Origin of the sequence: Archangium gephyra (assembly GCF_049060025.1) — a bacterium.
GTDB classification, from domain to species: domain Bacteria; phylum Myxococcota; class Myxococcia; order Myxococcales; family Myxococcaceae; genus Archangium; species Archangium gephyra_A.
The window spans coordinates 9583597-9600925 of record NZ_JBMEQQ010000002.1; the positions used below are offsets into that span (position 1 = coordinate 9583597).

16 protein-coding genes and 1 pseudogene are annotated in these 17329 nt (G+C 70.3%); 14 read left to right on the top strand and 3 right to left on the bottom strand.

The window, feature by feature from the left end; translation table 11 throughout:
• Nucleotides 1-15: 15 nt before the first annotated feature.
• Nucleotides 16-837 carry an alpha/beta fold hydrolase gene (locus ACN28I_RS41895; RefSeq protein ID WP_420947479.1) on the bottom strand — a complete coding sequence of 274 codons (822 nt, stop codon included), beginning with the start codon at nucleotides 835-837 and terminating at the stop codon, nucleotides 16-18.
• A 245-nt stretch (nucleotides 838-1082) separates the two neighbouring features.
• On the opposite strand from ACN28I_RS41895, the gene ACN28I_RS41900 reads away from it, so the two are divergent.
• The 14 genes and pseudogenes from ACN28I_RS41900 (at nucleotide 1083) to ACN28I_RS41965 (ending at nucleotide 14002) form a co-directional block, all read left to right on the top strand.
• Entirely contained in the window at nucleotides 1083-2072 is a 990-nt protein-coding gene (locus ACN28I_RS41900) for an AAA family ATPase (RefSeq protein ID WP_420947480.1), read from the top strand.
• Between the two features lie 30 nt (nucleotides 2073-2102).
• Nucleotides 2103-2985, top strand: a pseudogene (locus ACN28I_RS41905) (DUF58 domain-containing protein).
• The gene (locus tag ACN28I_RS41910) at nucleotides 2982-3995 is read left to right on the top strand and encodes a hypothetical protein (RefSeq protein WP_420947481.1); all 1014 of its coding nucleotides are present in this window, start codon (nucleotides 2982-2984) and stop codon (nucleotides 3993-3995) included. The pseudogene ACN28I_RS41905 and the gene ACN28I_RS41910 overlap by 4 nt, the downstream one beginning before the upstream one ends.
• Nucleotides 3996-4023: 28 nt before the next feature.
• Nucleotides 4024-4980: a vWA domain-containing protein gene (locus tag ACN28I_RS41915; protein WP_420948821.1), complete on the top strand. Its 957-nt coding sequence runs from the start codon at nucleotides 4024-4026 to the stop codon at nucleotides 4978-4980.
• Nucleotides 4980-6065 carry a VWA domain-containing protein gene (locus ACN28I_RS41920; protein ID WP_420947482.1) on the top strand — a complete coding sequence of 362 codons (1086 nt, stop codon included), beginning with the start codon at nucleotides 4980-4982 and terminating at the stop codon, nucleotides 6063-6065. Before ACN28I_RS41915 ends, ACN28I_RS41920 begins: the two co-directional genes overlap by 1 nt.
• An 11-nt stretch (nucleotides 6066-6076) precedes the next feature.
• The gene (locus tag ACN28I_RS41925; protein ID WP_420948822.1) at nucleotides 6077-7072 is read left to right on the top strand and encodes a tetratricopeptide repeat protein; all 996 of its coding nucleotides are present in this window, start codon (nucleotides 6077-6079) and stop codon (nucleotides 7070-7072) included.
• On the top strand, nucleotides 7056-8948 hold the full coding sequence (locus ACN28I_RS41930; RefSeq protein WP_420947483.1) for a BatD family protein: 1893 nt from the start codon (nucleotides 7056-7058) through the stop codon (nucleotides 8946-8948). The genes ACN28I_RS41925 and ACN28I_RS41930 overlap by 17 nt, the downstream gene beginning before the upstream one ends.
• Nucleotides 8945-9694, top strand: a complete 750-nt coding sequence (locus tag ACN28I_RS41935) for an SH3 domain-containing protein (protein ID WP_420947484.1) — start codon at nucleotides 8945-8947, stop codon at nucleotides 9692-9694. The genes ACN28I_RS41930 and ACN28I_RS41935 overlap by 4 nt, the downstream gene beginning before the upstream one ends.
• Nucleotides 9691-10386 (top strand): ABC transporter ATP-binding protein, encoded by a 696-nt coding sequence (locus ACN28I_RS41940; RefSeq protein ID WP_420947485.1) that lies wholly within the window; start codon nucleotides 9691-9693, stop codon nucleotides 10384-10386. The genes ACN28I_RS41935 and ACN28I_RS41940 overlap by 4 nt, the downstream gene beginning before the upstream one ends.
• A 92-nt stretch (nucleotides 10387-10478) precedes the next feature.
• A complete protein-coding gene (locus ACN28I_RS41945; RefSeq protein ID WP_420947486.1) occupies nucleotides 10479-10868 on the top strand; it encodes a hypothetical protein in 390 nt (129 codons plus the stop codon).
• Nucleotides 10869-11045: 177 nt separating this feature from the next.
• On the top strand, nucleotides 11046-11423 hold the full coding sequence (gene tnpA / locus ACN28I_RS41950; RefSeq protein WP_420941581.1) for an IS66 family insertion sequence element accessory protein TnpA: 378 nt from the start codon (nucleotides 11046-11048) through the stop codon (nucleotides 11421-11423).
• The gene (gene tnpB / locus ACN28I_RS41955; protein ID WP_420941580.1) at nucleotides 11417-11788 is read left to right on the top strand and encodes an IS66 family insertion sequence element accessory protein TnpB; all 372 of its coding nucleotides are present in this window, start codon (nucleotides 11417-11419) and stop codon (nucleotides 11786-11788) included. The genes tnpA and tnpB overlap by 7 nt, the downstream gene beginning before the upstream one ends.
• A gap of 36 nt (nucleotides 11789-11824) precedes the next feature.
• Nucleotides 11825-13495, top strand: a complete 1671-nt coding sequence (gene tnpC, locus ACN28I_RS41960; protein ID WP_420942789.1) for an IS66 family transposase — start codon at nucleotides 11825-11827, stop codon at nucleotides 13493-13495.
• A gap of 198 nt (nucleotides 13496-13693) precedes the next feature.
• A complete protein-coding gene (locus tag ACN28I_RS41965) occupies nucleotides 13694-14002 on the top strand; it encodes a DUF504 domain-containing protein (RefSeq protein WP_420947487.1) in 309 nt (102 codons plus the stop codon).
• Between the two features lie 116 nt (nucleotides 14003-14118).
• On the opposite strand, the gene fliB is transcribed toward ACN28I_RS41965, so the two are convergent.
• Together fliB and ACN28I_RS41975 are read right to left on the bottom strand one after the other, a co-directional pair.
• The gene (gene fliB, locus ACN28I_RS41970; protein ID WP_420947488.1) at nucleotides 14119-15420 is read right to left on the bottom strand and encodes a flagellin lysine-N-methylase; all 1302 of its coding nucleotides are present in this window, start codon (nucleotides 15418-15420) and stop codon (nucleotides 14119-14121) included.
• 75 nt (nucleotides 15421-15495) lie between these two features.
• A complete protein-coding gene (locus tag ACN28I_RS41975) occupies nucleotides 15496-17181 on the bottom strand; it encodes a S8 family serine peptidase (protein WP_420947489.1) in 1686 nt (561 codons plus the stop codon).
• Between the last annotated feature and the right edge of the window lie 148 nt (nucleotides 17182-17329).

A 17329-nucleotide genomic window follows, 5' to 3' on the forward strand; every position in this document is an offset into this window, starting at 1 on the left:
GTTGCGCGTTATGCTTTAGTGAATGGAGAAAAAAGTGTTCAATCCCAAAATGGCGCTCCCCGTTTGTTCCAGGTGCGGGCTGTGCCCCGTCGGCACCCTCACGAGCCGCGCATCCGGCATGACCTTCACCGCGGCCTCGGCGAGTGACACGGGCAGCATCGTGTCGTGCTCGCCCCAGTAGAGCAGGGTGGGTTGCTTCACCTCCCCCAGCCGCTCGGCTCGGTGGAACACGCCGCCCGTGAGCGGCACCAGCGTGTTGAAGGCCCGCGTGGCCTCGGCTCTGCCCCCGGGCACCGTCATCAGCTCGTACCCCAGCGCCTCCAGCCTCCGGTTCAGCGGCGTGTCCGGCAACGGCGCGATGTGGCCGAAGAGCTTCGGCCCCAGCACGCGAGCCACCCGCTCCGGGCCCACGCGGAAGAACAGCCGGGCATCCCGTGCCATCTCCGGGCTCAGCCCCATCGCGTCCACCAGCACCAGCCGCTCCACGGGCACGCGGCCTCGCAGCGCCAACTCCAGCGACACCAGCCCGCCCAGCGAGTGCCCCACCAGCGTCACCGGTCCCGGCGCCCGTGTGGCCAGCAGCTCCTCCACCGGCTCGACGAAGAAGCGCAGCCCGTCCTCCGCCGTCCGCACCCGCCCGCCCGGCGCCGACGAGCACCCGAAGCCCGGCAGATCCACCGCCAGCACCCGGTGCTCCCGGGCCAGCTCGGGGAGGAGCGGGAACCACATGCTCGCCGCGTTCCCCCGGCCATGGAGGAGCACCACCGCCGGGCCCTCGCCTCCCTCCAGGAGCCGCAGCGCTCCACCCCCCCGCAGCGGGCACACCCGGGAAGTCACCCTCGGAGCCAACTCCCCCAGCAACCCGGCCTCCACCGGCCCCGGGACACGGGGCTCGCCCCCTCCAGAAGGTTGGCGTTCCCCGTCCCGATGTGGTTTGGGGTACTCCTGCGGGTCATTCCGGGACGGTTCCGAGGGCATGGACCCCCGAAATTACTGGAATGTCCGGCGTGATGGGTTGTTGAGCGGCGTACCTACACCTCCTAGGCTGCCCGCCTCCTCCAGGGACAGTCGAGACGGCACATATGAACACGGACATCCGGGCGCTCACCGAGCGCGTCCAGCAGGAGAGCAGCTTCGTCGAGGTCCTCAATCAGGAGGTCGGCAAGGTCATCGTCGGCCAGCGCTACATGCTGGAGCGCATCCTCATCGGCCTCCTGTGCAACGGCCACGTCCTGCTCGAGGGCGTGCCGGGCCTCGCCAAGACGCTCACGGTGCGCACCATCGCCGACAGCATCAGCGCGTCCTTCCAGCGCATCCAGTTCACCCCGGATCTGCTGCCCGCGGACGTGGTGGGCACGATGATCTACAACCAGCAGGCGGCGAACTTCACGGTCCGCAAGGGCCCCGTCTTCGCCAACGTGCTGCTGGCCGACGAAATCAACCGCGCCCCCGCCAAGGTGCAGTCCGCCCTGCTTGAGGCCATGCAGGAGCGCCAGGTCACCATCGGTGACACGTCCTTCCCGCTGCCCTCGCCCTTCCTGGTGCTGGCCACCCAGAACCCCATCGAGCAGGAGGGCACCTACCCGCTGCCCGAGGCGCAGGTGGACCGCTTCATGCTCAAGGTGAAGGTGGGCTACCCCACGCGCGAGGACGAGAAGGTCATCATGGACCGCATGAGCGGCGGGAAGCCCCCGCAGGCTCAGAAGGTCATCGACCTGCAGCACCTGGTGAACGCCCGCGAGCTCGTCACGCAGATCTACATGGACGAGAAGGTGAAGGACTACATCCTCAACGTGGTCTTCGCCACGCGCGAGCCGGGCCGCTACGGCCTGAAGGATCAGGCGGACTACATCCAGTTCGGGGCCAGCCCGCGCGCCACCATCGCGCTGAGCCAGGCCTCCCGGGCCCACGCCTTCCTGCGCCACCGCGGCTTCGTCACGCCCGAGGACGTCAAGGCCGTGGCCTTCGATGTGCTCCGCCACCGCATCGCCCTCACCTACGAGGCCGAGGCCGAGGAGCTCACCACCGAGAAGCTCATCCAGCGCGTCTTCGATCGCGTCGAGGTTCCGTAAACAGACCCGGGAGAGCCCAGGGGGCGCGTCGTGCTCGCGAAGGACATCATCCGCCGCATCCGCAAGCTGGAGATCCGCACCCGCAAGGTGGTGTCGGACATGCTCGCGGGCCAGTACCACTCGGTCTTCAAGGGCCGGGGCATGGCCTTCTCCGAGGTGCGGCAGTACCAGCCCGGTGACGAAATCCGCATCATCGACTGGAACGTCACCGCCCGCATGAACGAGGCCTACGTCAAGGTCTTCACCGAGGAGCGCGAGCTGCACGGTGATGCTCGTGGTGGACGTGTCGGCCTCGAAGGAGTTCGGCTCGCGCGAGCGCTCCAAGTCGGAGGTGGCCGCCGAGGTGGCCGCTCAAATCGCCTTCAGCGCCATCGCCAACAACGACCGGGTGGGGCTCATCCTCTTCTCGGACCGGGTGGAGAAGGTGGTGCCCCCGCGCAAGGGCCGCACGCACGTGATGCGGCTGGTGAGCGACATCCTCACCTTCCAGCCGAAGGGGAAGGGGACGGACATGGCCACCGGCCTCACCTACCTCAACCGCGTGGCGCGCCGGAAGACGGTGACGTTCCTCATCTCGGACTTCCTCGCCGACGGCTACGAGCCGCCGCTGCGCCTGGTGGGCCGCAAGCACGACCTGGTGCCCGTGATCATCGAGGATCCGCTCGAGCAGGAGTTCCCCCGGCTGGGCCTCGTGGAGATGGAGGACCCGGAGACGGGCGAGCGCTTCGTGGTGGACACGAGCGATCCGCTCGTCCGCGGCCGCTTCGCCCGTGCCATGCAGGCGCAGCGCGAGGAGCGGCGCAGGCTCTTCAAGAAGCTGGAGTTGGACCACGTGGAGCTGAGCACCGGCGATGATCACGGCATGGCCCTGGTGCGCTTCTTCCGCGCCCGCTCCCGGAGGATGGCGGCATGAGGTGGCTGGCTCTCTGCGCGTTCCTCCTCGCCTCGCCGGCCCTGGCCCAGGCTCCGGCGCCCGTCTCGCCTTCGGCGCAGGCCCTCGCGAAGCTGCCGGCGGTGGAGCCCCAGGGGTTCCAGGCCCGCGTGCAGCCCGAGCAGGTGCTGCTCGGCGAGCCCTTCGTCTACGAGCTGGTCATCACCCACCCGGCGGACCACCGCTACGAGCTGGAGCTGCCGGCGGACCTGGGTGACTTCGAGCTGCTGTCCCAGGCGCGCACGCCTCCGCAAGGGGAGCCCGCCGTCACCACCTTCCGGTTGAAGCTGTCCGCCTTCAACCTGGGCATGCTCACGCTGCCCGAGGTGCCCTTCCTCGTGTCCACGCAGGAGGGTCCCATGCGCTTCATGGCGCCGGCCCGCACGCTCGAGGTGGCCGGCACGCTGCCCGAGGACGCCCAGGCCGAGGGCGCGGACCTCAAGGACATCCAGCCGCCCACCGAGGTGGCCATCCGCTCCTGGACGCTCCTGTGGGGGCTGCTGGGCCTGCTGGCCGCCATCGTGGTGGGCCTGGTGGCGTGGCGGCTCTTCCAGAAGTACCGCAACCGCCCCCTGGCCGAGGTGAAGCCGCTGCTGCCCCTGGACGTACGCACCCGCCAGGCGCTGGACACCCTCGAGTCCGAGGACCTGCCCGCCAAGGGCAAGGTGAAGGACTTCTACTTCCGGCTGTCGGAGATCATCCGTGGCTACCTGGGCGAGCGCTATGGCTTCGACGCCCTGGAGTGCACCAGCTCGGAGCTGATGCAGGAGCTGCGGCGCAAGAAGCCCCTCCAGTTCCCCGAGGACGGGCTGATGCGCTTCGTCTCCGAGTCGGACCTGGTCAAGTACGCCCGCGCCGAGTCGACGCCGGAGTCGTGCCGCGAGGCGCTCGCCTTCGGCTACGAGCTGCTGGACAAGACGTGGCCCCCTCTCGTGCCGCCTCTCACCGAGGCCTCTCTCGTGTCCAATGCCTCCGGTCCCCGCGTTTCATAACCCCGAGTTCCTGTGGGGCTTGCTGCTCGTGCCGGTCCTCCTCGGGTGGGCCTGGCGGGAGCGGCGCTCCCGTGCCGTGCTGCGCTTCTCCGCGGCGCATGTGCTCGCCCGCCAGGGCCGCGGCCTGCGCTCGTACATGCTGCCCCTGCTGCCCTTCCTGCGCGTCTTCGCCGTGGCCGCCGCCGTCGTCGCGCTCGCCCGGCCCCAGTCCCGCGACGCGCGCGTGAGGGACTCGAGCGTGGAGGGCATCGACATCGTCGTCGCGCTCGACCTGTCCACCTCCATGGAGGCCGGTGACTTCCGTCCGCAGAACCGCCTCCACGTCGCCAAGGAGGTGCTCGCCGAGTTCATCACCAGCCGCGTCAACGACCGCATCGGCCTGGTGGTGTTCGCCGGCGCGGCCTACACGCAGGCCCCGCTGACGCTCGACTACGGCGTGCTCAAGGAGGTGCTGCGGCAGTTGCGCACCCGCGTGCTCGAGGACGGCACCGCCATCGGCGACTCGCTGGCCACCTCCCTCAACCGCCTGCGCGACTCGGAGGCCAAGAGCCGCGTGGTGGTGCTCATCACCGACGGTGACAACAACGCCGGGAAGATCGCTCCCATGGACGCGGCCGGCATGGCCAGGTCGCTGAACATCCCCATCTACACCATCCTCGTGGGCAAGGGCGGCAAGGTGCCCTTCCCCCAGGGCACGGACCTGTTCGGCAACACCGTCTGGCGCGAGACCGAGATTCCCATCAACCCCGAGCTGCTCCAGGACATCGCCGACCAGACGGGCGGCGAGTACTACCGCGCCACCGACCCGGAGAGCCTCAAGCAGGGCCTCCAGAAGGTGCTGGACTCGCTGGAGCGCTCCAAGCTGATGGAGGGTGGGGCCACGGCCAACTACCGCGAGGACTACCACCCGTACCTGTTGCTGGCCTTCGGGCTCGCCGCGCTGGAGCTGCTGCTGCGCTCCACCTTCCTGAGGGTGTTCCCGTGATGCCGGCGTTCCTGACCGACTTCTTCGGGAAGCTGATGGAGCCCCTGCGCTTCCTCTTCCTCGGCTACCAGATGGGGCTGGCGAAGCCCGGCTACCTCGCGCTGTGCGTGGTGGGAGGGCTGGTGGGGACGCTGGCCCTGCTGTTGGCCCTGCGCCGTCGCTCCCGCGTGAGCGCGCTGCTCAACGAGCGGCTCGTGGACAAGCTGGCCCCGGGAGCCTCGCGCTGGCGCCCGGCGGTGCAGGGCGGCTTCTACGGGCTGGGGTTGCTGCTCTTCGGGCTGGCGCTGGCCCAACCCCAGTGCGGCACCAAGAGCGAGCTGACGAAGCGCCGCGGCATCGACGTGGTGGTGGTGCTGGATGCCTCCAAGTCCATGCTCGCGCGCGACGTGCAGCCCAGCCGCCTGGAGCGGGCCCGGCTGGAGCTCACCACGCTGCTGGACGAGCTGAAGGGGGACCGCGTGGGCCTGGTCGCCTTCGCGGGAGATGCCTTCGTCCAGTCGCCCCTCACCTCGGACTACTCGGCGGTGAAGCTCTTCCTGCGCGCGGTGGATCCGGAGCAGATGCCCCAGGGCGGCAGCAACATCGGCGATGCGCTGCTGCTGGCCAGGCAGGTGCTGGAGAACGCGGACCGCGGCGCCAAGGAGCGCGTGGTGGTGCTGCTGTCCGACGGCGAGGATCTGGTGGGCCAGGTGGACGAGGCCGTGGCCGCGCTCAAGGCGGCCAACGTCCAGGTGCTCACCGTGGGCGTGGGCTCCGAGCAGGGCGAGCCCATCCCCGTCTACAACCGCCGCGGCGAGTTCGTGGACTACAAGAAGGACAGCAGCGGCGAGACGGTCATCACCCGCATGGACCGCGGGGGCCTCACCGCCATCGCCGAGGCCACGGGCGGCACCTTCTATTACCAGCCGCGCGGCGTGGCCATGGCGCAGGTGCTGGAGCGCATCGAGCAGATGCAGAAGAGCGAGCTGGAGAGCCGCGTCACCGTCCGTTACGACGAGCGCTTCCAGGTGTTCGCCGTGCCGGGGCTGGTGATGCTGGTGCTGGGGATGTTGCTGCTGCCGTCCGCGCGCCGGAGGCCGTCGTGAGCAGGGGAGTCATGGGCATGCGCGTGGGGCTGTGGCTGTTGCTCGCGCTGGGGCTGGCGCTGCCGTCCGGCGCGCGGGCCGCGGGGCTGCTGGAGAAGGAGCACCCGCTCATTCAAAAAGGCCGCGAGGCGTACACCGCCGGCCGTTACGAGGACGCGCTCTCGGCCTTCGAGGAGGCGAAGAAGGAGCGTCCGAACGATCCCGCGGTGGAGTTCAACCGGGGCGACGCGCTGCTGAAGCTGGGGCGCTACGACGAGGCGCAGAAGGCCTTCCAGAGCGTGGCGGAGACCCAGAACCAGCCGGAGCTGCGCCAGAAGGCCACCTACAACCTGGGCAACGTCCACGCGATGACGGGCAACACGCGCGAGGCGCTGAAGGCCTACCGCCGCGCGCTCACGTTGGACCCCTCGGACGCCCAGGCCCGGCACAACTACGAGGTGCTGCTGCGCAACCTGCCTCCGCCCCAGAAGGGCAGCCCCGACGGGGGCACGGATGGCGGCCAGGACGGCGGGCAGGATGGCGGCCGCCCGGACGCGGGCCCCGATGCGGGTCAGCAGGATGGTGGTACGCCAGACGCCGGCCAGGATGGAGGCACCGACGGTGGCATGGATGCCGGTCAGGACGGCGGGATGGATGGAGGCCAGCAGGACGGGGGCGGGGAGGACGCGGGCCAGCCGGATGGTGGCCAGGGCGATGCGGGCCAGGGCGACGGAGGCCAGGAGGATGGCGGGTCCGATGGGGGCCAGGGCGATGGGGGTCAGCAGGACGGTGGTGAGGGCGATGGCGGCCAGGAGGATGGGGGCTCGAGCGAGGAGGAAGGCTCCGAGTCGGACGGGGGCACCGAGGGCGAGGCGGAGTCGCTGGATGCCGGCATCAGCCAGGAAGAGATTGATCGCCAGGAGGCGGAGCGCCTGCTGGATGCGATGAAGCAGAACGAGAAGAATCTTCAGCTCTGGCGTTTCCAGCAGAAGAAGAGGCCAAGGAATCCCAATGAGAAGGACTGGTAGCGGCCACGCGGCGCTGGCCGCGCTCGCCCTGTTGCTGGTGGCGATGCCCGCGTGGGCGTCCATCGAGTTCTACCAGACGGCGGATCGCACCGAGGTGGGCACGGAGGACATCTTCCAGCTCACCGTGGTGGTGGTGGATCCCCCGGCCAACGCCCAGGTGCAGTTCCCGGCGCCCGAGGATTTCGAGGTGCTGTCGTCCGCGCAGAGCGAGCAGCGCTCCATCGAGATGAGCGGGGGCGGACCGCCCGTCATCCAGACGGTGCGCAAGCACGTGTTGATGATGCGGGCCAACCGTCCGGGAACCCTCACCATCCCGCCCGCCGTGCTCACCGCGGGCGGCCGCACCTGGCGCACCGAGCCCATCAAGATGACGGCGCGCAGGGGCCACGTCGCGGCACCTCGCGCCCAGGCGGGGCGTCAGCAGCCGCCGGACCCGTTCCGCAACTTCCCCGCTCCCTTTGGCGGCATGCAGGACCCGTTCGCCGACGAGGAGGAAGAGGACCCCGACGGCCGGCGGCAGGACGACGTGCGGATTCCCCGGGGCGACTCGGACCTCTTCCTGCGCGCCACCGTGGACAAGAAGCAGGTGTACGTGGGCGAGCAGGTGACGCTGTCGCTCTACATCTACTCGCGCGTGGACCTGTCCAGCGTGGACGCGGTGACCATGCCCAAGCTGGAGGGCTTCTGGAGCGAGGACGTGGAGAGCCCCACGCAGCTCTCCGGCGAGCAGCGCGTCGTCAACGGCATTCCCTACCGCACCTATCTGCTGCGGCGCCGTGCGCTCTTCCCCGTGAAGAGTGGCACCCTGTCCGTCACCGCCGCCGAGGCGGACATCACCACCGGCTTCCTCTTCGCCGGGCACCGGGTGCACCGCGTCTCCAATGCGCTGGACGTGGAGGTGAAGCCGCTGCCGCCGGGCGGGCCCAAGGGCATGCCGAGCGCCCACGTGGGCGAGTGGGCCCTGTCGCTGGAGGTGTCCCAGACGCGGGTGGAGCTGGGCCAGCCGGTGACGGTGAAGGTCGTCCTCGAGGGCGCGGGCAACGTGAAGAACGTCACCCCGCCCCGGCTGGAGGCTCCCGCCGCGCTCAAGGTGTACGACCCGACCACCTCCGACAAGGTGGTGCCCAACAAGTGGCGCATCCAGGGCCGCCGGGTGCAGGAGTACCTGGTGATGCCGCAGCGCACGGGCACCTTCACGCTGCCTCCGCTGGAGTTCCCCTACTTCAACCCGAAGACGGGCCGCTACGAGGTGTCCCGCACCGAGCCGGTGGAGCTGACGGTGGAGCCCGGAGCGGGTGGGGTGGCGTCCGCGCCGGTACCGGCCTCGCCCACGCAGGTGGCGGATGCCGCGTCCGAGCAGAAGAACGTCCTCACCGCCAACGGCCTGCGCCCGCTGCGCTACCAGGCCCGCTTCGAGGAGCCCGCGGCCGCCGTGTGGCAGCGGCCCTTCTTCGTGCCAACGCTGCTGTCTCCCCTGGGGCTGATGCTGGCGCTGGGCCTGGTGGGGCTGGTGCGCGGGCGGATCTCCAACCCGGACGAGACCAGCCGCAACCGGCAGCGGGCCAAGGCGGCGCGCAAGCGGCTCGCCGAGGCGGAGAAGCTGCGCGAGGGCAGCTCCAGCGCCTTCTACGGCGAGGTGGAGAAGGCCGTGTTGAACTTCCTGGAGGCCCGGCTGCACGCGCCGGTGGGTGGGCTCACGCACGCCGCACTGGACGCGAAGCTGGTCGAGGCCGGAGTGGACGCGAATCGCCGCATGCGGGTGCGCTTCGTGCTGGAGGCCTGTGACGCCGGACGCTTCGCCCCCGGCGCGGAGGCCGCTGCCCGCGAGAGCATCCTGGATGATGCCGCGGCCGTCATGGAGGGTTGGGACAAGTGAGCGCCATCACCGCCATCCTCGTGGCCACGCTGCTGGGGCAGGCCTACTACTCGCCCGAGGAGGCCCAGCTCCTCTTCCAGCAGGCCAACGAGTCCTTCCTCGAGCAGGACTACGCCTCCGCGCGCGAGGGCTACGAGAAGCTGCTCTCGCGTGGCTTCGGAGGCCCGGACATCCACTACAACCTGGGCACCACGTACCTGTCGGAAGGGGACCTGGGGCGCGCGGTGCTGGCCTTCGAGCGCGCGCGCAGGGCCGGTGGCGAGGGCCCGGACCTGGAGGCCAACCTGGCGATGGCGCGTGCGCGGCAGCTCGACAAGGTGGTGGGCGCCGCGCCCGAGGAGTCCTTCCACGAGCGGGTGGTGACCGCCACGAGCGGCAACCTGGTGGCGTGGCTCTTCCTCGGGACGTGGCTGGGAGGCTTCGCCTTCCTGTTCCTCTTCCGCGTGCTGCGCCCGGGGAGCCGGGTCTGGGCCGCCGTGGTGGCGGGCCTGCTGCTGACCGCGTCGTTGCCGTCCGGTGCCCTGCTGGCCGCGCACGTCTGGGTGCACGAGACGCGGCGCGACGCCGTGGTCATCGCGCCCACGCTGCGTGCCCGCGAGTTCCCCAAGGAAGAGGCGAAGGTGGCCTTCGAGGTGCACCCCGGGTTGAAGGTGCGCGTCATGGAGGAGACGGGGCGCTACGTGCGCATCCGCCTGCCCAATGGCCTGGAGGGCTGGGCCGAGCGCGAGGGTGTGGCGGAGATATGATCGAGGCCGTCGACGTGGCGAAGGTGTACCGGCGCGGGCGCACGGAGGTGTGTGCGCTGGCGGGCGTGTCGCTGACGGTGCCGAAGGGGGAGTTCCTCTCGGTGATGGGGCCGTCGGGCTCCGGGAAGAGCACGCTGCTGAACCTGCTGGGCGCGCTGGACGTGGCGGGCTCGGGGTCGCTGCGCATCGACGGGCGCGAGCTGGCGCGGATGAAGGATGACGAGCTGTCCGCCTTCCGCCGCGAGCGGCTGGGTTTCGTGTTCCAGTTCTTCAACCTGATGCCCACGATGACGGCGCTGGAGAACGTGATGCTGCCGGGCCTGTTGTCGGGCCGGGGGCAGGCGGAGCTGCGGCGGCGGGCCGAGGTGCTGTTGGAGACGGTGGGGCTGGGAGGCCGCACGCACCACCGGCCGGACGAGCTGAGCGGTGGAGAGATGCAGCGCGTGGCGGTGGCGCGGGCGCTGCTGATGGAGCCGGCGGTGCTGCTGGCGGACGAGCCCACGGGGAACCTGGACTCGCGCACGGGCGCCGAGGTGCTGCGGATGCTGCGCGAGGCCACGCGGGAGCGCGGGCTGACGGTGGTGATGGTGACGCACGACCCGAAGGCCGCCGAGGTGGGAGACCGCATCGTGCGCCTGGCGGACGGGCGCCTCGTCGGCGACGAGCGGGTGGCTCACGAGCAGGCGGCCTGAGGGTATGCCCGCGCCGGCCCGGGAGTACGGTTTCTCCTTCTCCTCCGAGCCTCCACGCCTCCCCCGAAGAGGTCTGGTCCCACTCGACCCACATGCGGGGCGTCAACCGGGAGTTCTTCCCGCTGGCGCGGATGACGTGGCCTGGACCGGATGGTGGGTTGCCCGCCCGCCCCGTACTTGGCCAGCGGCTGTTCCGAAGCTGGATTCTGCTCTTCGGCCTGCTGCCCATCGACTACGACGACCTCACCCTCGTCGAGTTCGAGCCCGGCCGCCGTTTCCTCGAACGCTCGGTGATGTTCTCCCAGAAGGAGTGGGTGCACGAGCGCGTCGTCACCCCTACCGCGACGGGGTGCCAGCTCACGGACTCGGTCCGGTTCACCCCGAGGCTGCGCCCGTTGGGGCCGTTGAACCTCGTTCTCTTCCGGCTGGCCTTCCGCTGGCGGCATCGCAACCTGCGGCGGCTGTTCTCTCGCGGCCGGTAGCAGGTGGCCCGGCGGGCTTGTCAGGCGCGGCACGTGCGTGGCGTCAGGTGGGGCGCGTGGGAGCCAGTTCCCCGCTGACGCGAGGGCCACTCCCATGTCTCAGGGTAAGCGCTCGGCGGACCACACCTTCCGAGTGAGGGAGGAGGCGTTCAGCGTCGCGTTCCAGGAGGTGTAGACATGGGACGCAACACGGAAGAAGTGGACGCAACGCTCGCGAGGGCCGCGGCAAGCAACTACTGGACGGAGGCCGAAGCGCAGGAGGTGCTCGAGGCCTACGAGGAGAGCGGGTTGTCGGTGGCGGAGTTCGCCCGCCGCCATGGGCTTACACCGCAGCGGCTGAGGTGGTGGAAGAAGCGGCGGGCCGAGGAGGCGGGCCCGGCGCTCTCGTTCGTCCCGGTGCACGTCGCGGCGCCACCGTCGACAGAAGCACAGCGGGCACCGGGCACAGCCAGCATGGAGGTGCTACTGGCCAGGGGCCGGCGCATCCGTGTGGAGCCGGGCTTCGACGCGGACGCGCTGGCGCGGCTGGTGAGGGTGCTGGAGGAAGCATGCTGACACTGCCCTCCTCGGTGCGCATCCACCTGGCGAGCCAGCCGGTGGACATGCGCAAGTCCTTCGACGGGCTCTCCTTGCTGACGCGACAGGTACTGCGGGAGGACCCCTTGAGTGGACACCTCTTCGTCTTCTTCAACCGCACGCGCGACATGGTGAAGGTGTTGTGGTGGCACTCCGGTGGCTTCTGCCTCTTCTCCAAGCGCCTGGAGAAGGGCAGCTTCCGCCTGCCGCGCTCGCTACCGGAGGACACGGGCGCCGTCACCCTGGACGCGGTGGAGCTCACCCTGCTGCTGGAGGGGATTGATTTGAAGGCCAGTGTCCGCCGGCCTCGCTGGCAGCCCCCACCTCTGAAGTCGGCTGCTTGAGAATACCTCTTGCGTCCAGGGGCAGCTCCATGGCTCATGTCCCGGGACATGAGCGGCGCGGCCCCCGGCAAGAAGACGACGGACGTACACGGCGTGGCGGCGCTGTTGCGCACGCTGCTGGCCGAGGGCCAGGACGAGCAGGTGATTGAGCTGGTGGTGGGCCTGCTCTCGCAGTTGGTGGAGAAGAACACCGAGTTGGAGTTGCGGCTGCGCAAGGAGATGCGCCAGCGGTTTGGCCGCCAAAGCGAGAAGCTATCCGCCGAGCAACTGTCGCTGTTCCTGGAGCAACTGGGCCAGGAGAACGCCGGGGCCCAAGAGGCGGCGGCGCCTGAGGCCAGGGACGCAGGCGTCGCGGCGGGCTCCACGCCGCCCTCCAAGCCACCACACGAGGAGTCGCGAAAGAAGGAGCGCAAGGGGCACGGGCGCCGTCCGCTCCCCTCCAGCCTGCCGCGCGAACAGCGCGTCCACCAGCCCCCGCCCGAGGCGCTGCGGTGCGAGGCATGCGGGCGGGACAAGACGTGCTGTGGCGAGGAGAGGAGCGAGACATTGGAGTGGGTGCCCGGTCACTTCAAGGTGATTGAGGAGGTACGGCCCAAGTACGCCTGCCGGCCGTGTGGTGACGGGCTGGTGGTGGCTCCTCCCGCCGACAGGGTGATTGAGGGGGGATTGCCCGGACCGGGCCTGGTGGCCCACATCCTCGTTTCCAAATTCAAGGACCACCTGCCGCTGCACCGGCTGAGCGGCATGTACGCGCGCCATGGCGTGCAGCTGCGTACCTCGACGCTCTCGGACTGGGTGGCCGCGGGCGCCGACACCCTCCAGCCGCTGGCCCGGGAGGTGGCCCGGCGGGCGCTGGACTCGCACGTGTTGCAGAGCGACGACACGCACCTGAAGGTGCTCGACAGAGAGCACCCCAACGGCCTCAAGCGCGGGCACATGTGGGTGTACTTGGGGGACACCACCTGGGCGGCCTTCGTCTACACGCCGGACTGGAAGGAAGAAGGGCCCCTGTCCTTCCTGGACAAGCGTGAGGGCTGGCTGCTGGTGGACGGGTACAAGGGCTACGACAAGCTGTTTACCCGCCAGGGCGCCACCGCGCTGGAGGTGGGGTGCTGGAGCCATGCCCGTCGCTACTTCGTCGAGGCCTTGGACGCTGGTGACACACGAGCGGCGCTGCCGCTCTCTCTCATCGGCCGGCTCTTCGAGGTGGAGCGCGAAGCCGACGAGCAACAGGTGGACGAGGCCGAGCGGCTGCGCAGGCGCGACACGCTCTCACGCGCTGTCACGGAGCACCTGGGGCGCTGGGTGGCCGAAGTCTACAACCGGGAGCCGCCCAAGAGTCCGCTGGCGCGGGCGTGCCGCTACGCCATCAACCAGTGGAAGTCGCTGACGCGCTTCATGGAGGACGCGCGCCTGCCGCTGCACAACAACGCCTCGGAGCTGCGGCTGCGGGAGATTGCCGTCGGCAGGAAGAACTACCTGTTCGCCGGCAGCGACGCGGGAGCCGAGCGCGCCGCGTGCGTGTACACGCTGGTGGCCACGTGCGTGCTGGCCGGGGTGGAGCCGTGGGCGTACCTGGCTGACGTGCTGGAGAAGCTCGCCCAGGGCTGGCCGCAGCGCCGTCTCGATGAACTGCTGCCGCCCATGTGGAAGGCCGCGCGCGCGGCTGCCGCGCAGATGCCCTCCACCTCTTCTGCCGCGACCTGAGCACCGCCCATCCCCGTCGGCAGACCGGCGGGCGGCGCACCCGTTATCACATCTGCGCCGCCCCTCTGCACCGCTCCACCGAGTGGATACCCTCCACCTCTTCTGCCGCGACCTGAGCACCGCCCATCCCCGTCGGCAGACCGGCGGGCGGCGCACCCGTTATCACATCTGCGCCGCCCCTCTGCACCGCTCCACCGAGTGGATACGTCTCAGGACAGATTCCAGACCAGCCGCGAGGTGTACCACCGCATCCGGTGGGACCCCCGGTTCGACGCGCGCGAGTTCGTCATCGGCTACGACGCGCATGGCGACACCCTGGAGGAGATGCCCTTCGGGGCGTTCGCCCCCGATGGAGAGATTCCCTGGCACCGCGTCTGGTACTTCAAGCGGGGCCACGAGTTGGTGTGGGACCGCCGCGAACGCATCGACAGGTTGTCCTCCCTCTCCTTCAAGAGCTCGGAGGCGCCTGCTCCGGTGGCTCCTCCGCCGCCTCCTCCCAGCACCTGAGCCAGGAGGGGTAGGTCCTGACAGGGGGGAGGTTCCGGCCGCGATGGGGAGCAACTGGTCCGATTGTTGGACCAGCCGGCACGCCGCGCGGCCGGAAGGCGCCCCGTGCGGTCCCGTCAGAACGTCGCGAAGATGAGCACCTTGCCCAGGGCGTCCGCGCCACGTCCCGGGCCCACGAGGCCGTCGGCGAACGCGAGGAAGTCCGGCGCCTGCTCCACGTGCTTCGCCACGAGCTGGAAGGTCTCCACCGCTGCCCGGTCCAAGTGTTCCTGGGCCTCGGCGGTGGGGGAGGGCTCCTGGCATAGCTCCGCCACCCGGGGATGGCCCACGAGCGCCAGGCGGAGCAATCCCACCCGCAGGGCCAGGCGGAACACGTATGCGAGCAGGCTCGGTGCGTCGATGAGCGGGCCGCGCCAGAGGTAATGGGCGGCGTAGTTGTCGAAGTACTGGTGCACCCGCGCGCCGTGCAGGGCCTCCAACTGGCGCCACCGCTCCGCGTAGGTGCGCCAGGCTGTGTCCAGGTCTCCCGGTGCGCCTTCCTGGAGCCCGAGTGATTCCAGGACGCCACGGGCCAGGGTGGAGAAGCGCTCGCCCCGGCCCGCCGTCATCCTCGCCCTCAGCACCGAGCTGAACAGGCCCACGCACGGGCCACCCGGCAGCGTCAGGCTCGTGAAGTCCCGGTGCACCGCCTCCAGGACCTCCGGTGATTCGAAGCGCTGGAGCACTTCACTCAATTGGGCCTCGGCCGCGGCACGGTCCTCGCCTCGGAAGGACTCCGTCCCCCGGAAGTAGAAACCGTCCAGCCCGTGGGCCAGATGCCCGAGCATCGCGAGCCGCGAGGCGAGGGGATACTCGCGCCGGTGCAGCAGCCGCAGCAGGGCCTCGCGCACCGTCTCCGCATGGAAGGCGTAGGCGTCTTCCGCGTCGGCGGGGATGTGCCTCGCCGTCTCCGGCCGCGGGACGTTCGAGGATTCGATGGGCGTGGGCACCGGCTCCACCGCGTCCTCCGCCAGCAGGCACAGGCGCGCCACCTCCGGACAGGCCAGCGTCCCCGAGACCTCCATGCGCTCGCCCCACCGGGTCACGACGCGCGGGAAGGTGGCGCAGATGTCTGGCAGCACCGCGTCCCCGTGGCGGCGCTGGAGCGAGCAGAGCCGCTCCGTGTCCAGCAAGGGGCAGTGCCCATCCGGACGCATCTGGATGAACGCGTGCTCCGTGGAGGCTCCACCGGGATTGGGCGTGATGCACTGGTGCAGGCGCTCCGAGTCCTCCGGACTGCCCGCCACCGCCGCCCGCATCCGCGCCCATTGCGGCTCGCTCACCGGCACCCTCAGGCCCGAGCAGCAGGTGTCTTCACAGCGCTCCGCGATGCAGCGGAAGCGCGTCATGTAGCGCAGCAGGGTGGGCTCGGTCGGCATGGACACCCGGGAGCATACCCTCACCCCAGCCCTCTCCCAGAGGGAGAGGGGCGGACACAGGCTCACACCCGTTTCTCACGGCATCTGCTGGAGCGCGTCGAGCGCCGCCTTGGCCTGCACCAGCCCGTAGCCGTAGCGCGGGTCATGGCCCGAGTCGCCCAGGTCCTTCGCGCTGCGCTCCAGCAGCGTGCGCACCTCGGAGGCCTTCAAGCCCGGGCGCGAGCCCCACACGAGCGCCGCCACGCCGGACACATGGGGCGCGGCCATCGAGGTGCCCGGGAACTCGGCGTAGTCCACGCCCCGCAGGTTCACGCGCACCGGCTTGCCCAGGTTCTTCAGCACGGACGCCCGCGACTCCCGGCCCACCGCCAGCGAGGGCACCCACTCGATCCCCGGTCCGTCGAGCATCTTCTGCCACTCCTCGCTGTCGGAAGCGTCGGTGCCGAAGATGATGGCCTTCGCCCCCTGCCTCATCACGCTCTTCGCGGCGGTGGAGGCCCGGGAGTTCCCGGTCAGCCTCACATAGGCCACGAAGCCGTCGCACGTGGCGCCCTTGCAGCCCTGGGCCTCGCCCTGGCCGCAGTCGACGAGCTGGCCGGTGTAATCCCCCGCCGGAGAGAAGAAGAGCGAGCGGGAGTCGAAGCGCACCCCCTCCACGTCCAGCTCCGACACGGTGGCGCTCTGCAGGGTGACGGAGGAGAGCACCTTCACCCCGGGCGCCACCAGGCTCAGCCCCGGGCCCCGGTTGGAGAAGGATGCCACCTCTTCGTCCTTGTCCACGGCCCCCACGGCCAGCACGGACGGGTAGGCCGCCGGGTAGCTCAGGGGCGCCTCGTAGCCATCGCCGCTGTCATTCCCCGACGCCGCGATGACGAGCATCCCGTTGTCCGACGCACGCTGGAAGGCCTCGCGCGCCGTGTTTCCCAGGTCCATGGACGCCCCGAGCGACAGCGAGGCGATGTGGGCGCCGTTCTGCGTGCACCACTCGAGCGCCGAGATGACCGCGCTGATGCTGGCGGTCTCGTGCACGTTGAGCACCCGGGCGATCAGCAGCTCCACGCCGGGTGCCACGCCCACCATGCCGCCCCGGCTCATGCTCGCCAGCGTCGTGCCGCCCGAGGAGAGCTGCGCCGCGATGATGCCCGCCACGTGCGTGCCGTGGCCGATGCCCCGCACGCCGTCCGTCTCGTCGCTCGGGTCCTCGTCCTTGTCCACGAAGTCATGGCCGCCCACGTACGGGAGGGCCAGCTCGGGGTGCCGCCGGTCGATGCCGCTGTCGATGACGCACACCCGGATGCCCGCGCCCACCGGCGCTCCCGTGTCGAGCACGCCGTCCTCGTTGGCGTCCCACACCCGCGGGGCCTGCACGAGCCGCACCGCATCGGTGTATTCGCCCACGGAGCCCACCGCCGTGGGTACACGCAGTGCGCGCACCTGCACGTCCGGCTCGATGCGCTCCACGTCCGGATCCGCGGCGAGCCGGGCTCGCTCCTCGGGCGTCAGCCGCGCGGCCACCGCCGGGACGGAGTGGTACTGGGCCGTCACCTCGCCCCCCAGGCGCCGCACCGCGGCCGCACTCACCCGCGAGCCGGAGCGGTAGCGCACCAGGAAGGACTCGCGGCCATCCGCCGCCTCGGTGCGGCCGGGCAGGGCGCCCTCCTTCACATCCCCGCACGTGTTCCGGTCCAACCCCGAGACGTCATCCACGCCCGAACACGCCGCCAGGGCCAGAAGCCCGAGAAGTGCCCAACCCCGCCTCATCGACGCCCTCCTTTGCCGCTTCAGGGGGAGGTGGGGAGGCGCCGGGCGGAAGGCCAGGGGAGAGCGGATTTTCCGGTGGGAGGGACGTGACCGGGTACACAGAGCCTGGAGTGTTCCGTTGGTTGCAGGACGGGGCAGGCGCCCCTTC

What these genes read in the sequence shown, in the direction of transcription:
- ACN28I_RS41925 (WP_420948822.1), top strand. Translation starts at nt 6,077, where the DNA reads ATGGGCATGCGCGTGGGGCTGTGGCTGTTGCTCGCGCTGGGGCTGGCG.
- ACN28I_RS41975 (WP_420947489.1), bottom strand. Translation starts at nt 17,181, where the DNA reads ATGAGGCGGGGTTGGGCACTTCTCGGGCTTCTGGCCCTGGCGGCGTGT.
- tnpB (WP_420941580.1), top strand. Translation starts at nt 11,417, where the DNA reads ATGCTGACACTGCCCTCCTCGGTGCGCATCCACCTGGCGAGCCAGCCG.
- tnpA (WP_420941581.1), top strand. Translation starts at nt 11,046, where the DNA reads ATGGGACGCAACACGGAAGAAGTGGACGCAACGCTCGCGAGGGCCGCG.
- ACN28I_RS41930 (WP_420947483.1), top strand. Translation starts at nt 7,056, where the DNA reads ATGAGAAGGACTGGTAGCGGCCACGCGGCGCTGGCCGCGCTCGCCCTG.
- tnpC (WP_420942789.1), top strand. Translation starts at nt 11,825, where the DNA reads ATGTCCCGGGACATGAGCGGCGCGGCCCCCGGCAAGAAGACGACGGAC.
- ACN28I_RS41920 (WP_420947482.1), top strand. Translation starts at nt 4,980, where the DNA reads ATGCCGGCGTTCCTGACCGACTTCTTCGGGAAGCTGATGGAGCCCCTG.
- ACN28I_RS41940 (WP_420947485.1), top strand. Translation starts at nt 9,691, where the DNA reads ATGATCGAGGCCGTCGACGTGGCGAAGGTGTACCGGCGCGGGCGCACG.
- ACN28I_RS41900 (WP_420947480.1), top strand. Translation starts at nt 1,083, where the DNA reads ATGAACACGGACATCCGGGCGCTCACCGAGCGCGTCCAGCAGGAGAGC.
- ACN28I_RS41910 (WP_420947481.1), top strand. Translation starts at nt 2,982, where the DNA reads ATGAGGTGGCTGGCTCTCTGCGCGTTCCTCCTCGCCTCGCCGGCCCTG.
- ACN28I_RS41945 (WP_420947486.1), top strand. Translation starts at nt 10,479, where the DNA reads ATGCGGGGCGTCAACCGGGAGTTCTTCCCGCTGGCGCGGATGACGTGG.
- fliB (WP_420947488.1), bottom strand. Translation starts at nt 15,420, where the DNA reads ATGCCGACCGAGCCCACCCTGCTGCGCTACATGACGCGCTTCCGCTGC.